This is a genomic window from Cupriavidus phytohabitans (assembly GCF_000426345.1).
GTDB lineage: Bacteria > Pseudomonadota > Gammaproteobacteria > Burkholderiales > Burkholderiaceae > Cupriavidus.
Window position 1 is genome coordinate 191,511 of the sequence record NZ_AUFE01000001.1, and the last position, 15,785, is coordinate 207,295.

Sequence of the window (15,785 nt, forward strand, 5' to 3'; positions counted from 1 at the left end):
CACCAGTGCCAGGCTGGCGCGCGCCAGCCGCAGGACATCCAGAGTCTGCTTCATTGCGTCTCCTTTATCGGTCACGCCGTGTTTCTATGATGTGGCGCTATCACGGCACCAGGGACGATAAATCGACCGTGCGGGCAATGTGAATTCACGATTCGCAAAAGAAGCCTTCGCTCTGACAAAACCCGTGGGTACGCTGTGGCACGTTACCCGTACTTCTTGCGAAAAATCTGGCGCTTTGGTCTGTGCATCAACTTTTCTTCGCGTTTTGACACCGATTTCTGGCCTCATTACCGCGATTTCTGCAACTGCGGAGCGCGCTACTACTCCAGCCGCGCGCCGCCGTCGAGCTTGGCCTTGAGGCGCCGCACGGCTTCCGTCGACTCGGCATCGACCTGCTTGCGCAGCGCGGCCCAGTTCAGCAGCGAGAACAGCAAGGTCGGCGCCTGGTAGGTGAACTCGCGCTCGAACCGCGTGCCGGTACCGGACGGTGTCAGCGTATATGTCACTGTCCCCGCTTTTCTGCCATCGATCGTGCCGTCGATGCGCCAGAGGGTCGGCGGCCGTCGCTCCGCCACCTTCCAGACCACCGTCCCCTCGCGCCCCGCCACCCTGAAGTCCTCCGTCACCTCATCTCCAATTTCCAGCGGATGGTCGGTGGCGCTGCGCACGGCCAGCGACGACGGATGCCACGCCGGCCAGGTGGCAGGGGTCGAGACATAGGCGAACACCTCAGCGGGTGGCCGCTGGATCGTGACTTCGCTGTGGATCCTTGTCATCGGCTGCCAGGGGAGTGGCGCGAAGAGCAGCACGGCAATCACGCAGATCGCCGCCAGGGCGCGGAAGGCAGTCTTTCGGAGGGGCATGACATCCAGAGCCGGGAGCGGTGCCGGCTTCCACTATAGGCGCCCCGGCAGCTCGCCCCGGACTTGCACAGGCGCAATACTACGATTGAAAAAAATCTTAGTTATCCCTGTCCTTCATCAGCGCGCGCAGATGCTGCGCGGATGCAATGCCAAGAGGGCGATCCGCTGGATCACCCTCTTTCCTTCCTGCGCCGGGTCAGGCAACAACGATCCGGCGCGGGTCAGCCAGCGCCAGCGCTTCCGCACGATCCGCGCTCGGCGGGTAGATCCACTCGGTATTGATCCGTGTCTTCAGCGCCTTGGCGACGCCTCCGGTCAGCTTTACCTGCCGGTCCCAGCCTTCCGTGTAGACAGCGCCCCACGGCCCCAGGTCCAGGCAGGTCACATACTTCGGTTGGCTATACGGGATCAGCGTCTCGCCCACGAGGTCCGCTGCCACATTGTGTCCTGCCGATCGGCCGAGGTTCATCGCGTGCTGGCACGACATCGCCGCAAAGTTGCCTTCGTCATCGGTCGCAGCATAGGCGCAGTCACCGGTGGCGAACACCGACTCCACACCCCTTACCCTCAGATCGCGATCCACGTGCAGCCGGCCAAAGCCATCGCGCTCGGCCGGAATCTGCGCGGTAAGTTCGCTGGCGCGGGCCCCGGCGGTCCAGATCACCGTGGCCGCCTCGATGCGCGCGCCGTTCTCGAGGGTGACGCCGGCCGCGTCGACCGCCGCTACGCCGGAGCCGAGCTTCCAGGTCACGCCCAGCTCCGTCAGCGCCTGCTTGATCACCGGCCGCGGCCCCGCGCCCAGGTCAGGTCCGATCTCGGCATTGCGCTCCACCATGATCACGTTCACGGCGGCGTCCTCGCCCAGGACTTCGCGCAGGCGGGCCGGCATTTCCGCGGCAGTCTCGATGCCTGTGAAACCGGCGCCCGCGACGACTACCGTATTGCGCCCGGCGCCTTCCGGGCAACTGGCCAGGCCATGGAGATGCGCTTCGAGCCGCGCCGCGTCGGCGACCTGGTCGACATTGAACGCATGCTGGTCCAGGCCGGGAATCTGCGGACGGAACAACCGGCTTCCCGCGGCGAGCACCAGGCGGTCATAGCCGAGTCGGTGGCGCGAGCCATCCGCGCCGACGCCCGCAATGCTCACTGCGCGGTTCGCGACATCGATGTGTTCCACCCTGCCCTGGATAAACCGCACGCCGACGGCCTTGAAGATTTCCTGCAGCGGCGCCTTCATCCCGTTCGGATTCTGCTCATAGAGACGCGGGCGGACATGTAGTTCGGGTTCCGGCGCGACCAGCGCGATTTCCACGTCGGTGCGCCCGACCTGGTCAAGCAGACGGGCCGAAGCCAGTGCGCTCCACATGCCGGCAAAGCCGGCGCCGATGACAAGAATGCGTTGGGACATCTTCAAGCTCCTGAATCAAACCTCGGTTTTGGTAACAGGGCCGAGCCAAAGCACGACCCATAACTACGATCATATTAGTCGTAGTTTTGAAGTGCAAGATTTTTTTATCGCCAGTGACGCGAAGCGAACGCGCGCACCAGGCTGCGCGTTGGTGAACGCATCTCCAGGCGGCATGAAGCCATCCGGCAATGTCTAGGGGTACAGCCGTCCAGCCCGTGCGTGAGGGATGAACCATCCATCACATGGGCGTGCGGCCCTTGACAAAAATACCGATTGGTATATTCTGGGCTGCATGAATAAAGCCGAACGCACCCGCCAGCTGATCGTCGAGAAGACAGCGCCCATTTTCAACACAAAGGGCTATGCCGGAACATCACTGGCCGACATGACCGAAGCCACTGGCCTCACCAAGGGCAGTGTCTATGGCAACTTTGCCAACAAGGAAGAGGTGGCGCTGGCAGCATTCGACCACAACTGGAAGCAGGTGCTATCCGCCGTGCGTGATGAAATGGCTTCCAAGGGCACCAGCAAGGAAAAGCTGCTGGCATTGACCGGCGTGTATGGGAATCTTCCTGAGTGTTTCCCGAAAGGCGGCTGCCCCCTTCTTAACACGGCCGTTGAGGCCGACGACACCCACCCTGCCCTGCGGGAAAAAGCGATGGCGGCCTTCCGGGGCTGGAAAGCAAACCTCGTGTCGGTCATCAAGGCAGGCATTACCGCCAGGGAGTTCCGCAAAGACGTCGACCCTGAGGAGACTGCCGTCACGCTGATCGCACTGATCGAGGGCGCGATCATGATCTCCCGGCTCACCGGCAACGCGGCGTACAACCAGGCCGTCATGTCGGCGGTGAAGAAAACCATCGCCGATCTCGCTTGATTTTTTTTGAGCAAGAATATACCAATCGGTATTTTTTCAAAGTAAAGGAAGTAGCCATGAACGTGCAACTGAAACGGAAAATCGCCTTCGCGCTGTCGATGGGTGTCGTCACCACGGGAATCATCTCGTTCGCCCTGCTCGCTCTCAATATGGGATTCTCCGATGGCTTTGCGCTGACCTGGCTGCGCTCCTGGGGCATCGGCTATGTGATCGTGATCCCCGCCATCCTGCTGGTCGGCCCGCGCCTGCAAGAGCAGGTCGAGCGCTGGGTCCATTGATGTGCGATACCATTTCCACGAACTGCTGACATGTCCAGATCCTTGCTGCAGCGGCTGCTTGCATTCGCTCTCATCCTTGGCGCTGCCGCCATCGCCCAGGCCGCCCCCTCCACCCAGCCACGACAGCCCGATATCGGATGGATCGAGATTGACGCGGACATTTCGCTGAGACGGATGATCGTGCACCACCCCGGCGCGAAAGGGACCGTCCTGTTCCTGCACGGATTCCCCGAAACCCTTTACGCATGGAAGGACATCGCCCTGTCGCTGGGCGATAGCTTCGAAGTGCATGCCATCGACTGGCCTGGCTACGGGCTCTCATCGCGTCCAACGGCGGACAGGTTTTCCTATGCGCCCCGGGACTATGCCCGAGTCCTGGAGGCATACATCCGCAAGGCCGGCATCGACACGTCGCAGCTGACCATCTACGCAACCGATATCGGCGCGCTGCCGGCCTTGCTTCTGGCGCTCGACGCACCGGACATTGCGAGAACGATCATCGTCGGCGACTTCGCCCCGCTCGACAGGCCACAGTACATGTACGAAAGCCTGCAAAGCCTGAAATCTCAGCCGTCGGCCGAACTGGCTCGCGCGCAGCTGAACCGGAATCGCGACGATGTCCTCCAGAACGCCTACCGGCGCGGCCTGCCAGCGCAAGCGCAGTTCGACATTTCGCCCGAACTCCAGGAAGACATGGCCCGCGGATGGAGCCAGGGCGCCATGACGTCTGCCGACGCCTTCTATCACTACTACTCGCACTTCACGCGGGACCAGGCGTATCTGGAGGCGAACCTGCACCGGCTGAAGACACCGGTCAAGGTGGTCTGGGGTGAGAAGGACATCTATATCCGGAAAGAAATGGGCATCGAATTCGCGCAGAAGGCGCACGCCGAGTTCACCGCTCTGCCGGGCATCGGGCACTACCCGCACCTGCAGGATCCCCGGCGCACCATAGAAGACATTCGCGCCGCATTTCGTTGAATCACATTGCAGGCGGCGCACGCCGGCCGTCCGACCCAGTCCGCTTGCATCGCGCTAAACGCCCAGGCACAGCCAGTTATGGCCTTGCCAGATCGGGGATCTTGATCCCGACCCACTTCCACGACCAAAGCCCATCGCGCCGCAAATCGGCAACGATCGCGTCGCCGTTGTCTTTCGTAGCCGTCGCCTGAACCAGGTTCCAGCTCCGATAGGAAACGTCGTACTTCAAGGTATCTCTTGCCGCTTCCTTGCGAGGTGCTTCCGGCGCCGGCGCCGACGCCTGTGGTTGCGGTGCCGAGGGTTGGGCGGCCGGCTTCTCACCAGCCATCAGCGCCATGACGCCAGCGGGCGATACCATGGTATCCACCAGCGTGTTGACCATGGCGAGGCCGATCATTTGTCCGAGTCCGGCAAACGGGTTGCCCTTCAACTCCGGAGATTGCAGATGAGCATTGATCGACAGGAGCAGTTGGGCCTTGAGGTTTTCGCGCAGCGCGGGGTAGTCGACGTAGCGTGAAAACTTCTCCGGATCCCGGGTTTCAATGGCGGACCGCATTTGGTAAATGGTCCAGTACGGGCTCGCGTAGCTCGTGACTGCGCCAATTGCGATTGCGGCTGTCGCTCCAACCAACATCTTCTTGTTCAACATGACTTCCCGGGCGTTATGGTGTTGTCTGGGCGTGGAACCGGCCTTGCGGGCAAGCCACAATTGTAGCGTGGCGCCAGCGACCGGTTGATCCGCAGCCGCCCTCATCCAGGTCCGAGATGGAGTCCTATGGTAAGGTTGCCGGGATGAGTTCATGGACTTTAACTGGTGATGCATGTGCCGCATCCGTGTGGTGCCGGGAGGGTGATGCAGCGTGAGAAATGCGAAGCAGGAACCGCGGCGCATGTTGCAGGCTGAGAGAGTTTCAATCAGCAGGGCTTTGCGCCTGAGCGTGCCCCCAGAGGCCAGGCCTGCGCCGGTCAACCGGAAAGACTGGCTGCGGCAGAGGAAAGAGCAATTGCAGGCTGCCCGTGCCGCTGCCAGGCAAAGGCGCGATCTGCTAAGAGCCGAAATCATGTCGGCCGTGCAGGATGTTGCCCGAGAGGAACGCACTGCCGCGCGGCTGGAAGCTGAACGCCTGAAAGCGGAAGCGAGAGCCGCGCAGACCTACGCGCGGGAGGACGCACGTGCCGCCGCCAAGTTTGAGCGCGGCCAGCCAACCCGCCCGGTGTCCAAACGAAAGGCGCTTGCTAATGAGGAACGCAAGCTGGTCTCTTACGCCGATCTGTTGCGGATGCGTGGGTGATCTGGCGCAAGTTCCCCTGGACGAAGCGGCTGAACGCGTGGTGGAACGTTACGTTATGGCTCAAGGTTCGTGGCAAACCACTTCGATGTTGTGCCCGTCCGGGCCAATGACGAAAGCCGCATAGTAGTTCGCGTGGTAGTGCGGGCGCAGACCGGGCGCACCATTGTCTTTGCCACCCGCCTCCAGAGCCGCGCGATAGAAGGCTTCGACCTGCTGGCGATTCTCGGCCATGAATGCCAGGTGAAGGTGCGCCGGCTTCTCTTCGGTTTGGTACAGGCACAATGAAGCCTTGCGCTTTGAGCTCAGCTCGACACCGTACGTCGGCGGCCCTTCCGAGACAACGGCTACGCCGAGCGGTTCGAGTGCCTTGAGAAAGAACGCTTTGCTCGCTGCATAATCGCTGACTCCGAATTTGACGTGGTCGAACATGCTTTCTCCTGAGGTGTGCGGACCTGAGCAAGGATCCTGGCCTGTCCATCGAGGGGCGTCCGGTTTGAAGGTGGCTTCAGTGGTCTCGAAGGCATTGCGATTGCGGAAGGCGAGGATTTGATGGCTTCCGGATTGGGGATGTTGGTATTGCTCCCCGTACCGATCGCACTAGTGTGCGGCGCCGCCCAACACCGTGCAGGATGCGCCGCGCCGTCGGCGTCACGCCCCAGCCGTTCCCATGCTGAAAGCTGCGCCCGCCCCCGACAGGCACGATGGTTGCAAAGCCCTGTCAGAGCACGCCGCTCACCAATCCTTGGGAGAAATGTCATGAGCACCCTGACCATTCGCGACCTTGCCGGTCACCGCACCCTCGACGCCAGCGCCATGTCTGCGATACATGGCGGCATCTATCGCACGCCGCAGCAGATCCTGGCGTTTGAGCTCACCAATTTGCCGGCGACGCCGGATGGTCGTGTGCTTGGCACTGATGGCCAGTTGCATGTCCCTGTGATCTGAGGACACTTGGCGGGGGCGGGTATCTATGCTGGTCAGTCAGGAACGTCCTGCCCTCTGCCCTGCCTGTTACGGCGCCTTGGGCGGCACGATTGCCGCACCGGGTTCAACGGTGCGCTCGTGACGCATCTTCGGCATCATGTTGCTGTTCAGGTGGAACATCACCCACAGCGATCCGGTCAGCGTGATCACCACCAGCGTCAGCGTGAACATCAGCGACAGCATGTTCCATCCACCCTCTGATCTGGCGTTCATATGCAGGAAATAGATCATGTGGACCACGATCTGCACCGCGCCGATCAGCAGGATGACGATGGCGGTGGTGGAAGACTTCTCGAACACCCCGCCCATTACCAGCCAGAACGGGACCGCGGTCAGGAAAACCGACAGCACGAAGCCGGTCAGGTAGCCGCCCAGCGTGGCATGAGGCCCTACGTCTTCCTCGTGCTCGTGGCCATGCCCGTGGCCGTCCAGCGTCTCGTCGTGTGCGCTCATGGCAGCGCCCCCATCAGGTAGACGAAGGTAAAGACGCCGATCCAGACGACGTCCAGGAAGTGCCAGAACATTGACAGGCACATCAGCCTGCGCTTGTTGGCGGTGATCAACCCGTGCCGCGCCACCTGCGTCATCAGCACGATCAGCCAGATGATGCCGAAGGTCACGTGCAGACCGTGCGTGCCAACCAGCGCGAAGAACGAGGTCAGGAACGCGCTGCGCTGAGGCCCGGCGCCCTGGTGGATCAGGTGCGCGAACTCATACAGCTCGACCGCCAGGAAGGCCGCCCCGAAGACGCCGGTGATCGCCAGCCAGATCTGCGTGCCGGCGATGCGGTTCTGCTGCATCTGCAGCATGGCAAAGCCATAGGTGATCGACGACAGCAGCAGGAAGGTGGTGTTCAACGCCACCAGCGGCAATTCGAACAGCTCGGCCCCGCTCGGCCCGCCTGCGTATTCGCGGCCCAGCACGCCGTACGCGGCGAACAGGCACGCAAAGACCAGGCAGTCGCTCATCAGGTAGAGCCAGAACCCGAGCAGCGTGCCATTCTGCGGGTGGTGCTCTTCCGCCAGGTGGAAGGTGAAGCCCCCCGGCGGCACTTCATCCGCCTCGGAGGTGCCGCTCACGTACTGGGGATAGGTGGTCTCAGCCATGGCCCGCCATCACTTGTGTGCGCGCCGACTCCGTCCGGACCACTTGGTCGGCCGGAATGTAGTAGTCGCGCTTGTAGTTGAAGGTATGGATGATCGCGCCGATGATGATCGCGGCGAAAGACGCCACCACCAGCCACCAGATATGCCAGATCAGCGCGAAGCCGCACAGCGTCGACAGCCCCGCCAGCACGATGCCGGCCGCGGTGTTCTTCGGCATGTGGATGGGGTTGAAGCCCTGCAGCGGACGCGTGTAGCCGTTCTGTTTCATGTGCCACCAGGCGTCGGTGTCGTGCACCACTGGCGTGAAGGCGAAGTTGTATTGCGGCGGCGGCGACGAGGTGGACCATTCCAGCGTGCGGCCATTCCACGGATCGCCGGTCAGGTCGCGCAGCTCCTCGCGTCGCAGGAAGCTGACCACCAGCTGGATGATGAAGCAGGCGATGCCGATGGCGACCAGCGCTGCGCCGAAGGCGGCGATCTGGAACCAGATCTGCAGCGACGGATCGTCGAAGCGGTTCATCCGGCGCGTCACGCCGAGCAGCCCGAGCCAGTACAGCGGCATGAAGGCAAAGTAGAAGCCGGTCAGCCAGAACCAGAACGAGGCCTTGCCCCACGACGAGACCAGGCGATAGCCGAAGGCCTTGGGGAACCAGTAGTGGATGCCGGCCATCAGCCCGAACACCACGCCGCCGATGATCACGTTGTGGAAGTGGGCGATCAGGAACAGGCTGTTGTGCAGCGAGAAGTCCGCCGGCGGCACCGCCAGCAGCACGCCGGTCATGCCGCCGATCACAAAGGTGACCATGAAGCCGATGGTCCACAGCATTGGCGCCTCGAAGCGGATCTTGCCGTGGTACATCGTGAACAGCCAGTTGAAGATCTTGGCGCCGGTCGGGATCGAGATGATCATCGTCGTGATCCCGAAGAAGGAATTGACGCTGGCGCCCGAGCCCATGGTGAAGAAGTGGTGCAGCCACACCAGGTAGGACAGCACCGTGATCACGACCGTGGCGTAGACCATCGACGCATAGCCGAACAGGCGCTTGCGGCAGAAGGTGGCGACCACCTCGGAGAAGATGCCGAACACGGGCAGCACCAGGATGTAGACCTCGGGGTGGCCCCAGATCCAGATCAGGTTGACGTACAGCATGGCGCTGCCGCCCTGGTCGGCGGTGAAGAAATTGGTGCCGACGTAGCGGTCGAGCGACAGCAGCGCCAGCGCCGCGGTCAGCACCGGGAAGGCGGCGATGATCAGCACATTGGTGCAAAGCGCGGTCCAGGTGAAGATCGGCATGCGCATCAGCGTCATGCCCGGCGCGCGCATCTTGACGATGGTCACCAGCAGGTTGATGCCGGATAACAATGTCCCGACCCCGGCCACCTGCAACGACCATATGTAGTAGTCGACGCCGACGTCGGGACTGTGGATGATGCCGGACAGCGGCGGATACGCCAGCCAGCCGGTGCGCGCGAATTCGCCAACGAACAGCGACATCATCACCAGGATGGCGCCGCCCGTGGTCATCCAGAAGCTGAAGTTGTTGAGGAACGGGAAGGCGACGTCGCGCGCGCCGATCTGCAGCGGCATGACAAAGTTCATCAGCCCCGTGACCAGCGGCATGGCCACGAAGAAGATCATGATCACGCCGTGCGCGGTAAAGATCTGGTCGTAGTGGTGCGGCGGCAGATAGCCGGCGTTGTCGCCGAAGGCAATGGCCTGCTGGATGCGCATCATGACCGCGTCGGCAAACCCGCGCAGCAGCATGATGATGCCCAGGATCACGTACATGATCCCGATCTTCTTGTGGTCGATGCTGGTGAACCACTCGCGCCAGAGGTAGCCCCACAGGCCGTACTTGGTGACCGCGCCGACCAGCACCAGCCCGCCCAGCACGACCGCGATGAAGGTGCCGATCAGGATGGGCTCATGCAGCGGGATGGCTTCCCACGTCAGCCGTCCGAAGATCAAATTGGCGAGTTCCGAGCGCTCGGGCATGTTTGTCACCTGGGGCCTGAAGTAACCAACCGTGGCCGATGGTAGCTGGCCAGTACCGCTGGGAGAAATGAAAAACCGGGAGATCCGCGCCTTACTGCAGCAGCAGCCGGCCCTCGTTGCGGGCAACGCCGGCCGCGAAGGCAGGCGCAACCGCCTGGGTGTTGCTCGCGGTGCAGATCTCGCGTGACGGGTCGAACTTGCCGCGGCTGCGGTCGAGTGCCATGGTATCGGCCATGCACCGGCCACCGCTCACGCAGCGGTTCAGGATCAGGTCATAGAGGCCGGGCGCCACGTTGGCATAGCGCTGCACCGGCACGCGCTCGCTGGGCTGCGCGAGCTGCAGGTAGGCATCCGTCGACAAGCCCTGGCCCGAGGACTTGACCTGCTGGATCCAGCGGTCGAAGTCTTCATTCGACAGCCCGTGGAACTTGAAGCGCATGTTGGTGAAGCCCTCGCCGCTGTAGTTGGCCGACATGCCCTCGTACTCGCCGGGCTTGTTGATCACAGCGTGCAGCTTGGTTTCCATGCCGGGCATGGCGTAGACCATGCCGGCCAGCGACGGCACGAAGAATGCGTTCATCACCGAGGTGGCGGTGATGTGGAAGGCGATGGGCCGGTCCACCGGCGCTGCCACCTCGTTGACCGTGGCGATGCCCTGCTCCGGATACAGGAACAGCCACTTCCAGTCCATGGCCACCACCTGCACCGGCAGCGGCTTGACGTCGGCGGTAACGGGCCGGTTGGCGTCGATGCGCGTGAGCGGCCGATAGGGATCGAGCTGGTGGGTGCTGACCCAGGTCACCGCGCCCAGCGCGATGATGATCAGCAGCGGCGCGGCCCAGATGGCGAGCTCCAGCACCGTGGAATGGTCCCAGTCGGGGTTGTAGGGCGCGGTCGCGCTTTCACGATAGCGCCACGCGAATACCAGCGTGAGGATGATCACCGGCACGATGATCAGCAGCATCAGGCAGGTGGCGATGATGATCAGGTCGCGCTGTCGCACGGCCATGTCGCCGGATGGCGAAAGCAACACTGCCTGACAGCCGGACAGGCACGCCAGCGCGGCTACCGCGCCACATCCTTGCAGTAGTCTTCTTCTTGGCACACGGAAATGCGGTACGGCAGCGTCGAAGTGGCCCATAGTCACTAAAGTGGCGTCTGAGGAATGTCGGCAAGCACCGATGAATCCACCTTTCGATTTTCTAAGGCAGTTTAGGCGCTATTCTTGTGACTGTGCGAGATTAAGTGCAGTATCGAAGCACTCCTGTCGAGAGGAGACTGACGATGGCCAGCCTGACCCACCAGCATCGAGCGTCGCCGACTGCACCTCCGGCCCCCGGCCACCATGAGGTGGCCCCTGCCGAAATCGCCACGGGCGTGGTGATCGGGCGAGCGTCTGAGTACTTCGATTTCTTCGTGTACGGCATCGCTTCCGTGCTTGTCTTCCCGGCGGTCTACTTTCCGTTCGCGAGCGAGCTGGCCGGGCTGCTGTACAGCTTCACGATCTTTTCCTTCGCCTTCATCGGGCGGCCGTTCGGCACGGCGCTGTTCATGCGCATCCAGCGGCGCTGGGGCCGCGGCATCAAGCTGACTGCGTCGCTGTTCCTGCTCGGCACCGCCACGGTGGGGATTGCGTTCTTGCCGTCGTACGCGTCGATCGGGGCCGTATCGATCTACCTGCTGGCACTGTTCCGCTTCCTGCAGGGCATTGCCTTCGGCGGTTCATGGGACGGCCTGCCGTCGCTGCTGGCGCTGAACGCGCCGGAAGACAAGCGTGGCTGGTATGCGATGGTGGGCCAGCTTGGCGCGCCCTCCGGTTTTATCATCGCCGGGTCGCTGTTCCTGTTCCTGCATGTCAGCCTGACCCCGCAAGAGTTCATCGAATGGGGCTGGCGCTATCCGTTCTACGTGGCCTTTGCCATCAACGTGGTGGCGCTGTTCGCGCGGCTGCGGCTGGTGGTCACGCACGAATACACGCAGCTGCTCGAAGAAGACGAACTGGAGCCGATCAGCACGCTGCAGATGGTCAATGCGCAGGGCTTCAACATCTTCCTGGGCGCGTTCGCGGCGCTGGCCAGCTATGCGCTGTTCCACCTGGTCACGGTGTTTCCGCTGTCGTGGGCGGTGCTGCACCAGGAGCAGACCATTTCCGAGGTGCTGGCCGTGCAGATCGCGGGCGGCTTTATCGCGTTTATCGGCACTCTTATCTCGGGCTGGCTGGCGGACCGCATCGGCCGCCGCACGACGCTGGCGACGATGGCGGTGCTGATCGGTGTCTTCAGCCTGGTCACGCCGTGGCTGCTGGGCGGCGGCGCCACTGGCCAGAATATTTTCATCCTGGTCGGATTCGGCCTCCTGGGGCTGTCGTACGGGCAGGCGGCGGGCGTGGTGACCTCCAACTTCGAACGCCGCTTCCGCTACACCGGGGCGGCGCTGACCACGGATTTCGGCTGGTTGTTTGGCGCCGCGTTTGCGCCGCTCGTGGCACTGGGGCTGTCGTCGCTGTTCGGACTGGTGGCGGTGAGTCTTTACCTGCTGTCCGGGGTGATCAGCACGCTGGCGGCACTGCGTATCAGCCGGGCGCTGGGAACGCCGGAGTTGTAGGGCGCGCCCGGTACGCGCCCCGTTGAGGACATTCAGGACAAAAAGAAAGAAAAAGAAGAACGAAAATGCCGGCGCTGCGGACGCGGTGACAAGCCGCCGCAGCACCAGGCGATGGTCAGCCATCGATCAGCGCAGGCCGAAGAAGCTGAGCACCGCGAGGATGATGACAACCGCGCCAACTAGCCAGACGATATTCATGGCGGCTCCTTTGTGATGTCCGTAGGGACGTGGACGAGGTGACGGGCCGGATGGCTCACCTTCCCTTTGTCCAGCAACAAACGTGCCGTGGAGCCGTATGCACTTTTCCATGGAGCGCGGGCAGTATGCTGCGCCGGGATAACGGAGGGGCCGCCGGCGCGCCAGTGACCAGTGCAATTCCGCCAGGTGGTTATTACAAGAGGGTTTCAACGTGCGTGAAGGATGCCTGCAGGCTCATGCGGCAGGCCTGCGTCTTCAGCGTGCTTTGCCGCCCGCTATGCCGCCCGCTATGCCGCCGGCGTTTCGACGCCTCGCGCCAGGCGTCGGATCGCCTGCGGCGGCTGGCCAAAGGCCCGCAGGAACGCCCGCCGCATGCGCTCGCGGTCGCCGAATCCGGTGTCCCGCGCCACCACGTCGATGGCATGGCGCCCGCTCTCCATCATCAGCCTCGCGGCTTCCACGCGCAGGTGCTCGACGGCCTTCGCCGGCGTCTGGCCAGTCTCGTCCCGGAAAGCGCGCGCGAACTGCCGCGGGCTCAGGTGTGCCGCCTCTGCCAGCTGCTCCACGGAGAGCTCGCTTTGCAGGTTCTGCCGCGCAAAGTCCAGCGCGGCGCGGATGCGGTCGGAGCGCGGCTCCAGGTCGAGCAAGGCCGAGAACTGCGATTGCCCGCCGGCACGGCGGTGGTACACGACCAGCTTTTTCGCCACGTCGCGCGCGACCGCGCCGCCGGCGTCTTTCTCCACCAGCGCCAGTGCCAGGTCGATGCAGGCTGACATGCCGGCCGACGTCCATACCGGGCCGTCGATGATGAAGATGCGGTCCTCTTCCACGCCCACGTTGGGAAAGCGCCGCCGCAGCTGCTCCGCGTAGTACCAGTGCGTGGTGGCGCGGCGGCCATCCAGCAGCCCGGCCTCCGCCAGGTTGAAGGCCCCGGTGCAGGTGGCGCCAATGCGCCGCGAGGTGCGCGCCGCTCGCTGCAGGAACCTGACCAGCGCCGGCGGCGTGGGCGTGATGTCGTTGTCGCCGACCACCAGCACGGTATCGAAGCGGCGCCTGCCGAACGGCTCGGTGCTCACGGCGAAACCGCCGGAACACATCACCGGCCCGCCCTGCTCCGACAGCAGGTGGACCTGGTACAGCGGCGTGCCGAGCGTCCGGTTGGTGAACTCCAGCACCGTTGTAACCGCCAGGTTCATCGCCTGGAAGCCAGGGTACAGGGCGAGCGCTACGTGATGCATGATCGGACGTCCTTGTGTGGCAGAAAAGGTGGCATCCTCGGTTTTTGATGCCACGCCATTGTGCCCCGGATCATGGGGTCGCGTGCGACGAACCCTTTGCTTCCCATTGAGTTCCGGACGGCCGGGCCATCGAAGCTGCGCGCGGCGCACCTGAGCCCGGATCTTTCGTGTGACGGGCCCGGCGCCCGGCACGGGCGTGGCGCGGCTGACTGCCGCTCGCAAACGGCATCCCCGGGCACGCGTTTGTACCGCTTTGTATCCGCGGCAAACATCGATACGTGTCCAGACAGAATCGCCGCTGACCCGCTACAGGGCAGATACACCGGTCTCCTTTAATTCCTCTCGTGGCCCGGCGGCAAAGACGACGAAGACGACGCCCCGGCCGCGCAGATACGCAAACCGAGACAGATCCACTGACATAAAGGAAACCGATCATGGCTACCCAATTCACCCGACGCCTCGTCCTCGCCATCGCCCTCGCCGCTGCCGCCGCTGGCGCACAAGCCGCACCGAGCGCGCGCGACCCGTTCAGCGAAGGCGCCCGCGCCGTCCAGGACGCACGCAGCCCGTTCGCCGATGGCGCGCGCAGCGTGCAGGACGCACGCAGCCCGTTCACCGATGGCGCTCGCGGCGTGCAGGACGCGCGCAGCCCGTTTGCCGACGGCGCGCGCAACGTCGACCCATACAGCGACGGCGCACGCACCCTCGCCGGCCTGGACCGCACCGGCCCCTCCGCCGACCCGGCGCGCGCAATCGATCCCTACCTGGACGGTGCGCACGCGTGAGGATGCGGCATGCCGCCGCTACGCCAGCAATAGCCGCGCGAGGCCGCAGCGCCACCGCTCCGCTTCCGGCGCATGACAAGCGAGCAGGCTATCCGTTGCACTGGATGCAACGATGCCCTGCCCGCTTGATCAGATCAGCGGGAAGGCCTTCATCACATGCCGCAGCATGCTGCTGGCCACCGGCGAAAGGTGCCTGCCCGCCCGCGAAATGATATGGATGCGGCTGTTGTTCAGAATCGGGTTGGCCAGCGGCAGCGACACCAGTTGCCTGAACTGCGCCCCTTTCAGCGGCACCGAGCGCGGCGTCAGGATGTAGCCCAGCCCCATCGCGGCAAACTCCCACAGCACCTTGAATGAGTTGGTCACCAGCATCGGCTTAAGCGTGATGTGCTCGTCCAGCTCCGCCGCCTGCACGTGCTTGCGCACGCCAAATGATTCAGCCAGCGCCGCACCCTGGTGCGCAGCCAGGTCCGCCAGCGTCAGCGCGCGCCGGCGCCGCGCGAGCGGATGGTCCTTGCGCACATGCACGCGGATCGGCGACAGCCGTGAATAGTGCGAGCGCAGGCGCACATCGTCGGGCGGCTGGAAAACAAAGCCGATATGCGCCAGGTCTTCCAGGATATGGCGGACGGTTTCGTCGGTGCCCGCCACCTGAATGCTGCAGGTGACGTCGGGATGCTTGCTCAGGAACCCCTGCAGCACCGGCTCGAGCACCAGGTCGACGAAGCCCTCGCCGAAGACGAGCTCGACATGGCCGCGCCTGGCGTTCTTCAGGTTGTTGACCTCGGCCAGGAAGGTGTCGTTCAGATCCTGCTGGCGCCGCGCGAACAGCGCCAGCAGGCGCCCCGCGTCGGTGGCGACCACGCCGCGCCCGCGCCGCTCCAGCAGCGTCAGGCCGGTGTCCTGCTCCAGCTTGGCCACGGCGCGGCTTACTACCGAAGGGTCCAGCTCGAGCACCTCGGCCGCGCCGCGCACCGTGCCGGTCTCAATGATCTGCAGCAGGCACAGCGCCCGCTTGCGGTCCAGCACGTCATCCATGTCTTTGCTCCTTCTTGCCTGATCCTGCCTCCCGGTCGAGCGAGGCTTTTTTTTGATTGTTGCTATTTATACAACGTTTCTTCCCAAACCTTGTCATGGATGCCGCGACCAAGGGCGTGGAGAATAGGCCGGAATAC

The 15,785-nt window shown here is 63.6% G+C and carries 17 protein-coding genes; 7 read left to right on the plus strand and 10 right to left on the minus strand.

The features are described 5' to 3' along the window. Positions 1 to 320: 320 nt before the first annotated feature. Positions 321 to 863, minus strand: coding sequence for an SRPBCC family protein (locus K309_RS0100920; protein ID WP_051320271.1), 543 nt, complete (start codon positions 861 to 863; stop codon positions 321 to 323). Between the two features lie 196 nt (positions 864 to 1,059). After that, positions 1,060 to 2,271: an NAD(P)/FAD-dependent oxidoreductase gene (locus K309_RS0100925; RefSeq protein ID WP_029044662.1), complete on the minus strand. Its 1,212-nt coding sequence runs from the start codon at positions 2,269 to 2,271 to the stop codon at positions 1,060 to 1,062. 226 nt (positions 2,272 to 2,497) lie between these two features. Here K309_RS0100925 and K309_RS0100930 point away from each other — a divergent pair, with 226 nt between their 5' ends. From K309_RS0100930 to K309_RS0100940, 3 genes are read left to right on the plus strand one after another with little or no spacing between them, the layout of a single operon-like run. Further along, positions 2,498 to 3,148 (plus strand): TetR/AcrR family transcriptional regulator, encoded by a 651-nt coding sequence (locus K309_RS0100930; RefSeq protein ID WP_232232285.1) that lies wholly within the window; start codon positions 2,498 to 2,500, stop codon positions 3,146 to 3,148. Between the two features lie 56 nt (positions 3,149 to 3,204). Further along, positions 3,205 to 3,426, plus strand: coding sequence for a DUF2798 domain-containing protein (locus tag K309_RS0100935; protein WP_029044664.1), 222 nt, complete (start codon positions 3,205 to 3,207; stop codon positions 3,424 to 3,426). Between the two features lie 30 nt (positions 3,427 to 3,456). Beyond that, entirely contained in the window at positions 3,457 to 4,407 is a 951-nt protein-coding gene (locus K309_RS0100940) for an alpha/beta fold hydrolase (RefSeq protein WP_064737417.1), read from the plus strand. A 76-nt stretch (positions 4,408 to 4,483) separates the two neighbouring features. Here the strand turns inward: K309_RS0100940 and K309_RS0100945 are convergent, their stop codons facing one another. Then, positions 4,484 to 5,056, minus strand: a complete 573-nt coding sequence (locus tag K309_RS0100945; protein ID WP_035876525.1) for a DUF2939 domain-containing protein — start codon at positions 5,054 to 5,056, stop codon at positions 4,484 to 4,486. A 241-nt stretch (positions 5,057 to 5,297) separates the two neighbouring features. Between K309_RS0100945 and K309_RS0100950 the strand changes: the two genes are divergently transcribed. Further along, a complete protein-coding gene (locus tag K309_RS0100950; RefSeq protein WP_369796385.1) occupies positions 5,298 to 5,699 on the plus strand; it encodes a hypothetical protein in 402 nt (133 codons plus the stop codon). 60 nt (positions 5,700 to 5,759) lie between these two features. Here K309_RS0100950 and K309_RS0100955 read toward each other — a convergent pair whose 3' ends face one another. After that, positions 5,760 to 6,128 carry a VOC family protein gene (locus K309_RS0100955; RefSeq protein ID WP_029044668.1) on the minus strand — a complete coding sequence of 123 codons (369 nt, stop codon included), beginning with the start codon at positions 6,126 to 6,128 and terminating at the stop codon, positions 5,760 to 5,762. A gap of 327 nt (positions 6,129 to 6,455) precedes the next feature. Here K309_RS0100955 and K309_RS0100960 point away from each other — a divergent pair, with 327 nt between their 5' ends. After that, positions 6,456 to 6,644, plus strand: a complete 189-nt coding sequence (locus tag K309_RS0100960; RefSeq protein ID WP_029044669.1) for a hypothetical protein — start codon at positions 6,456 to 6,458, stop codon at positions 6,642 to 6,644. A 66-nt stretch (positions 6,645 to 6,710) separates the two neighbouring features. Here K309_RS0100960 and cyoD read toward each other — a convergent pair whose 3' ends face one another. From cyoD to cyoA, 4 genes are all read right to left on the minus strand, one after another. Further along, the gene (cyoD, locus tag K309_RS0100965; protein ID WP_029044670.1) at positions 6,711 to 7,136 is read right to left on the minus strand and encodes a cytochrome o ubiquinol oxidase subunit IV; all 426 of its coding nucleotides are present in this window, start codon (positions 7,134 to 7,136) and stop codon (positions 6,711 to 6,713) included. Then, positions 7,133 to 7,789, minus strand: coding sequence for a cytochrome o ubiquinol oxidase subunit III (cyoC, locus tag K309_RS0100970; RefSeq protein ID WP_029044671.1), 657 nt, complete (start codon positions 7,787 to 7,789; stop codon positions 7,133 to 7,135). Before cyoC ends, cyoD begins: the two co-directional genes overlap by 4 nt. Next, a complete protein-coding gene (gene cyoB / locus K309_RS0100975; protein WP_029044672.1) occupies positions 7,782 to 9,785 on the minus strand; it encodes a cytochrome o ubiquinol oxidase subunit I in 2,004 nt (667 codons plus the stop codon). The genes cyoC and cyoB overlap by 8 nt, the downstream gene beginning before the upstream one ends. Before the next feature lie 91 nt (positions 9,786 to 9,876). After that, positions 9,877 to 10,926, minus strand: a complete 1,050-nt coding sequence (cyoA, locus tag K309_RS0100980) for a ubiquinol oxidase subunit II (RefSeq protein ID WP_029044673.1) — start codon at positions 10,924 to 10,926, stop codon at positions 9,877 to 9,879. 143 nt (positions 10,927 to 11,069) lie between these two features. Between cyoA and K309_RS0100985 the strand changes: the two genes are divergently transcribed. Beyond that, positions 11,070 to 12,389: an MFS transporter gene (locus tag K309_RS0100985; protein WP_029044674.1), complete on the plus strand. Its 1,320-nt coding sequence runs from the start codon at positions 11,070 to 11,072 to the stop codon at positions 12,387 to 12,389. 485 nt (positions 12,390 to 12,874) lie between these two features. Here the strand turns inward: K309_RS0100985 and K309_RS0100990 are convergent, their stop codons facing one another. Further along, entirely contained in the window at positions 12,875 to 13,825 is a 951-nt protein-coding gene (locus K309_RS0100990) for a GlxA family transcriptional regulator (RefSeq protein WP_029044675.1), read from the minus strand. Between the two features lie 434 nt (positions 13,826 to 14,259). Between K309_RS0100990 and K309_RS0100995 the strand changes: the two genes are divergently transcribed. Beyond that, positions 14,260 to 14,610 (plus strand): hypothetical protein, encoded by a 351-nt coding sequence (locus tag K309_RS0100995; protein ID WP_029044676.1) that lies wholly within the window; start codon positions 14,260 to 14,262, stop codon positions 14,608 to 14,610. A gap of 129 nt (positions 14,611 to 14,739) precedes the next feature. Here K309_RS0100995 and K309_RS0101000 read toward each other — a convergent pair whose 3' ends face one another. Next, the gene (locus K309_RS0101000) at positions 14,740 to 15,648 is read right to left on the minus strand and encodes a LysR family transcriptional regulator (protein WP_029044677.1); all 909 of its coding nucleotides are present in this window, start codon (positions 15,646 to 15,648) and stop codon (positions 14,740 to 14,742) included. Between the last annotated feature and the right edge of the window lie 137 nt (positions 15,649 to 15,785).

Bases quoted from the DNA above. Each gene is read 5' to 3' on its own strand.
- K309_RS0100935 (WP_029044664.1), top strand. From the start codon at position 3,205: ATGAACGTGCAACTGAAACGGAAAATCGCCTTCGCGCTGTCGATGGGT.
- K309_RS0100940 (WP_064737417.1), top strand. From the start codon at position 3,457: ATGTCCAGATCCTTGCTGCAGCGGCTGCTTGCATTCGCTCTCATCCTT.
- K309_RS0100945 (WP_035876525.1), bottom strand. From the start codon at position 5,056: ATGTTGAACAAGAAGATGTTGGTTGGAGCGACAGCCGCAATCGCAATT.
- K309_RS0100950 (WP_369796385.1), top strand. From the start codon at position 5,298: ATGTTGCAGGCTGAGAGAGTTTCAATCAGCAGGGCTTTGCGCCTGAGC.
- K309_RS0100985 (WP_029044674.1), top strand. From the start codon at position 11,070: ATGGCCAGCCTGACCCACCAGCATCGAGCGTCGCCGACTGCACCTCCG.
- cyoB (WP_029044672.1), bottom strand. From the start codon at position 9,785: ATGCCCGAGCGCTCGGAACTCGCCAATTTGATCTTCGGACGGCTGACG.
- K309_RS0100960 (WP_029044669.1), top strand. From the start codon at position 6,456: ATGAGCACCCTGACCATTCGCGACCTTGCCGGTCACCGCACCCTCGAC.
- K309_RS0100925 (WP_029044662.1), bottom strand. From the start codon at position 2,271: ATGTCCCAACGCATTCTTGTCATCGGCGCCGGCTTTGCCGGCATGTGG.
- K309_RS0100920 (WP_051320271.1), bottom strand. From the start codon at position 863: ATGCCCCTCCGAAAGACTGCCTTCCGCGCCCTGGCGGCGATCTGCGTG.
- K309_RS0100990 (WP_029044675.1), bottom strand. From the start codon at position 13,825: ATGCATCACGTAGCGCTCGCCCTGTACCCTGGCTTCCAGGCGATGAAC.
- cyoC (WP_029044671.1), bottom strand. From the start codon at position 7,789: ATGGCTGAGACCACCTATCCCCAGTACGTGAGCGGCACCTCCGAGGCG.
- K309_RS0100995 (WP_029044676.1), top strand. From the start codon at position 14,260: ATGGCTACCCAATTCACCCGACGCCTCGTCCTCGCCATCGCCCTCGCC.
- K309_RS0100930 (WP_232232285.1), top strand. From the start codon at position 2,498: ATGAACCATCCATCACATGGGCGTGCGGCCCTTGACAAAAATACCGAT.
- K309_RS0101000 (WP_029044677.1), bottom strand. From the start codon at position 15,648: ATGGATGACGTGCTGGACCGCAAGCGGGCGCTGTGCCTGCTGCAGATC.
- cyoD (WP_029044670.1), bottom strand. From the start codon at position 7,136: ATGAGCGCACACGACGAGACGCTGGACGGCCACGGGCATGGCCACGAG.
- K309_RS0100955 (WP_029044668.1), bottom strand. From the start codon at position 6,128: ATGTTCGACCACGTCAAATTCGGAGTCAGCGATTATGCAGCGAGCAAA.
- cyoA (WP_029044673.1), bottom strand. From the start codon at position 10,926: ATGGGCCACTTCGACGCTGCCGTACCGCATTTCCGTGTGCCAAGAAGA.